This is a genomic window from Salinivibrio sp. HTSP (assembly GCF_003390965.1).
Taxonomy (GTDB): domain Bacteria; phylum Pseudomonadota; class Gammaproteobacteria; order Enterobacterales; family Vibrionaceae; genus Salinivibrio; species Salinivibrio kushneri.
Genome location: NZ_PXUD01000020.1, coordinates 1 through 3,547, shown reverse-complemented (window position 1 = coordinate 3,547; position 3,547 = coordinate 1). Strand labels below are relative to the sequence as shown.

Here is a 3,547-nt window from a genome sequence, read left to right as displayed (position 1 = left end):
GTCTAGAGCACAAAATCAGAGAGCAACTTAACAAGACAGAAGCGTTCTTCCCAAGCATGGTGAAGAACAAAAGTAAGCGGCCATTTCTCCCCACATTCAGATAACCACGATGACCTGATATTGATATAGCTCCTTCACTATCGGAGCGATATCATGACACGCGAAGACAAAATGAAACTCTGGCAGGAGCGCCTGCAGCATCAAAAAGACAGCCAACTCACCATCGCCGCCTGGTGCGAACTGCATCAAATTGCCCAGTCGCAGTTCTATTACTGGCAGAAAAAGCTCACAACATCATCCACCGAGCCCGAGAGCGTCATTGTTCCCGTGTCAATGTCTTCATCGCCGATGACGTTGGTGGTCGAAACACCCAGTGGCTACCGGGTCTCCGTCCATGACGCCTCGGCCATCGCGCTGTTACCGCAAGTGATGAAGTGCCTGCCATGATCCCGACACCAAGTGGCAATGTGTACCTGGCCACCGGGAGCACCGACATGCGCAAATCCATCAACACGCTAGGCTTATTGGTGGAAGACGTACTGTCGCTCGATCCGGTCGGGCCCCATTGGTTCGTGTTCTGCAACCGCCGCCGGGACAAGCTGAAAATCCTACAGTGGGACACCAACGGCTTCTGGCTCCATTATCGCCGACTGGAAAGCGGCACGTTCAAATGGCCGATGCACCCGAAAGATACGGTCGCGATGGAAATCACGGCCAGGCAACTGCGCTGGCTGCTGGACGGGCTGAACTGGCAGAATGCCGTGGCACACCAAGCGATAAACGGGCTTAAAATATCATAAAAAAGTGCCAGTAAAAATGACAGAAGCGACTGTTTTTACTATACTTTCTTTATGCAAAAGGAACTTGAAAAGCCCTCGGGCATCACCCCGGAAATCCAGACCTACATCGACGGCCTGGTTCAAAATATCAGCCAACAATACGAAGCTCGCATTGCTGCAATGTGGGAGCAGTTCCGGCTAGCCCAGGCCAAAAAGTACCTGCCGCAAAGTGAGAAGTTCCCCGCTCAAGGCTGCTTGTTCAACGAAGCGGAAACCCTGGTCGACACCGGACCATCCGATGACGAGCCGGAAGTGGAAACCGTTACCTACACCCGCAAACGGGGCCGCAAGCCCATCAACCCGGACTTGCCCCGTGAGGTGATAGAATACGATTTAGCTGACGATGAAAAGACCTGCCCCTGCTGCTAGGGTCAGCTGCACGCCGTGGGTGTTGAATCGTCCGAGCAGCTCGAAATTATCCCTAAGCAAGTTAAAGTACTGCGCCACGAGCGCAAAAAATACGCTTGCCGCCACTGCGAAAACCACGGCGAAGGCAGCAAAGTCATCACCGCTGCCATGCCCCGCCAGCCGCTGCCCGGCAGTATCGCCACTGCCGGGACCCTGGCCACCGTTGCGGTGAGCAAGTATGCCGACGGCCTACCGTTATACCGCATCGAAAAAGAGCTGGCCAGGGTCGGCGTCGAGCTCCAGCGTACTACTCTGGCAAGCTGGATGATTAAAACGGCTGAGCGGCTGTCGCCGCTGTACCTCGCTATGCAGGAAAGCTTGCTCGGAGAGTCGGTTATCCACGGTGACGAAACGACGCTTCAGGTGCTGAAGGAGCCAGGCAAGACAGCCCAGAGCCAATCCTATCTCTGGGCCTACACCAGCCCGGCGCAAAGCACGACGCCGGTGGTGCTGTTCGACTACCAACCAGGCCGGGGGCACACTTACCCCAAGGCCTTCCTCAATGGTTACCAGGGCACGGTCATGACCGACGGCTACTCAGCCTGGCGGATGCTAGAAAACGTGACCCACCTCGGATGCTGGGCGCATGCTCGGCGCAAGTTCAAAGATGCCCTCGACCTGAGCCCGAAGAAGGGAGGACAGGCCAAACAGGCCTTGAGTTATATCCAGAAGTTGTATGCCGTGGAGAAAAAGGCAAAATCCTTGTCGCCAGCAGACAGGCATGCGATGAGGCAGCAAGACAGCATTCCGATTTTGAACGCCTTCCATAAGTGGCTGGATAAAGCCGCCGCCAGACTGTTACCGAACAGCCCGATGGGAAAAGCGGTCAGCTATACGCTGAAACAATGGCGTTACCTAGAGAAGTATGTCGAAGACGGCGGCTATCCGATAGACAACAATCAGGTCGAGCGGGAAATCCGCCCGGTGGCGACCGGGCGGAAGGCTTGGCTGTTCGCGGACACCCAAAGCGGGGCGAATGCCAGCGCCGTCTGGTTCAGTATCATGCTGACCTGTCGTGCCAACGGTGTGGAGCCCTCGTGACAATTGCGAAATCATGCTGACTTTGAGGCACTAGCAGAGAGGAATGTGATTTTTGATGACGAGTCACGTTTAACCTCCTGATAGTAGTGAGAGATAGTTTAACCGAGCATTAATATCAGAAACCAACTTGTATAGCCACCATTGAATGACCTAGCCACTCGATGCGTGATGGGCGTCACGTAATTTATTAGATAATTAGGTGCGGAATGACGGCTATAACAAAGCGCCCATTCAATCACCAGGCGGGTAGAAATACCCGCTTACCTTTATCCGGACTTCCAGAGCGAAGTATTTTTTTGGGAGCGGGCATCGCAGGCCTGGTTTTTTGGTTGGAAGGATGGAAAGCCGATACTGTCGGACCCAGCCACTCCATCTCGCATTGGCATAGCCGAGGCTCTTGATCAGCTAGAGGAACAAGGCATTCGCACCTTTGAAATAAAAATGCATTACTGTGGGCCATTTGATGATGAAATCAGCTTGCATCAGGCTGGGAAGACTTGCAAGCTGATACGCCAGCTTATATTAGCACTATAATCTATAGCAGCTATTATAATTAGTTATGCCCACTTCTTACTAACCGAACATTTCCTGTATATTTTCTACCGCCAAGGCTTGTAGAGCCTCGCATAAAAACGCTTTCATTTTCATCAAATAGAACAGAGTAAGCATTAGCAGGTAATGTCGTAGAAGACCAATAGCTATAACCCGAATGATTTATAAAATGACTATTATCAATAGTCGGAGTGTCTTCCAGCGTTCGTGATTTTCCAATAATGCAACCGATACCTTCCTCATCTAGGCTCATATTTTGATCGTATTGAATCCGCTTGCCATTCGAGCAATAAATTAATGTTTGCAGTTCTTTGATAGTGGGCAGCCGCCAATTATTGAAATTACCTAGAGCACTGGACTTAGCAATTTCACCGGCCTGCTGCCAGGTAACCTCAAGCGCCTCCCCAGAGCAAGTTTGACCATCCCAGCTTTGCCCATGAGCACAACGCGACCACATCAGGTTATTGTCCCGGTCAATAACTACATCTCCTTTTGATACATAGTCACGCTTAGTTGAGCTGTCGATTAAAAGAGGTTCTCTTGGTCCATAATTGTTTACATTTTTGAGCGCTTCGTCAAAATCGTTCACTCCTGTTATCGAGCCAGACGAAGAGCTTTTAGGCAGTCCTGCAGAGTGATGCTCACCCGATCCACTTACCGATGGCGTTGTTTCCTAAATCATTGAACTTGTCGTCCGAGCCGCGATC

The 3,547-nt window shown here is 51.7% G+C and carries 5 protein-coding genes; 4 read left to right on the top strand and 1 reads right to left on the bottom strand.

The window, feature by feature from the left end:
* Window positions 1-153: 153 nt before the first annotated feature.
* From C7A19_RS04450 to C7A19_RS04435, 4 genes are read left to right on the top strand one after another with little or no spacing between them, the layout of a single operon-like run.
* Entirely contained in the window at window positions 154-447 is a 294-nt protein-coding gene (locus C7A19_RS04450) for a hypothetical protein (RefSeq protein WP_116644293.1), read from the top strand.
* A complete protein-coding gene (gene tnpB, locus C7A19_RS04445; RefSeq protein ID WP_155522541.1) occupies window positions 444-800 on the top strand; it encodes an IS66 family insertion sequence element accessory protein TnpB in 357 nt (118 codons plus the stop codon). The genes C7A19_RS04450 and tnpB overlap by 4 nt, the downstream gene beginning before the upstream one ends.
* A gap of 51 nt (window positions 801-851) precedes the next feature.
* On the top strand, window positions 852-1,208 hold the full coding sequence (locus C7A19_RS04440) for a hypothetical protein (protein ID WP_116644292.1): 357 nt from the start codon (window positions 852-854) through the stop codon (window positions 1,206-1,208).
* Window positions 1,209-1,223: 15 nt separating this feature from the next.
* Entirely contained in the window at window positions 1,224-2,288 is a 1,065-nt protein-coding gene (locus C7A19_RS04435; RefSeq protein ID WP_162300241.1) for an IS66 family transposase, read from the top strand.
* Between the two features lie 553 nt (window positions 2,289-2,841).
* Here C7A19_RS04435 and C7A19_RS04430 read toward each other — a convergent pair.
* A complete protein-coding gene (locus C7A19_RS04430) occupies window positions 2,842-3,429 on the bottom strand; it encodes a DUF1566 domain-containing protein (protein ID WP_162300240.1) in 588 nt (195 codons plus the stop codon).
* Window positions 3,430-3,547 lie beyond the last annotated feature (118 nt).

Coding starts and splice junctions, on each gene's coding strand:
- C7A19_RS04450 (WP_116644293.1), top strand. CDS start 154: ATGACACGCGAAGACAAAATGAAACTCTGGCAGGAGCGCCTGCAGCAT.
- tnpB (WP_155522541.1), top strand. CDS start 444: ATGATCCCGACACCAAGTGGCAATGTGTACCTGGCCACCGGGAGCACC.
- C7A19_RS04440 (WP_116644292.1), top strand. CDS start 852: ATGCAAAAGGAACTTGAAAAGCCCTCGGGCATCACCCCGGAAATCCAG.